This is a genomic window from Brevibacterium sp. 91QC2O2 (assembly GCF_024580695.1).
In the GTDB taxonomy this organism is placed as follows: domain Bacteria; phylum Actinomycetota; class Actinomycetes; order Actinomycetales; family Brevibacteriaceae; genus Brevibacterium; species Brevibacterium moorei.
Genome location: NZ_JANIJY010000100.1, coordinates 1 through 255 on the forward strand (window position 1 = coordinate 1; position 255 = coordinate 255).

The following is a 255-nucleotide window of genomic DNA, read 5'->3' on the forward strand; positions in this document are numbered from 1 at the left end:
TTTCACCCGGTCGGGGTCCAGGCCCTTGGTCCCGCGCGGGGTGATCGTGTCGACGACGCGCCCGTCGTCGGTGGCGGTGCCCTCCCAGTGGAAGTACGTGGCCAGGTCGCCGGGTGCCCTGGTCTGTCGGGACCCGACGATGAACCGCAGGCCCGCATCGTCGAGGTCCCTCAGGTTCTTGGATGAGAGCATGCCGGCGTCGGCGGCGATGACCATGTCGGCGATGCCGTGGCGGTCTTGGAACTGCTTGACGAT

The 255-nt window shown here is 68.2% G+C and carries 1 pseudogene; it reads right to left on the minus strand.

Annotation, left to right across the window (positions count from 1 at the left end):
- Positions 1-255: pseudogene (locus NQ036_RS15595) on the minus strand (IS1634 family transposase); the annotation flags it as partial.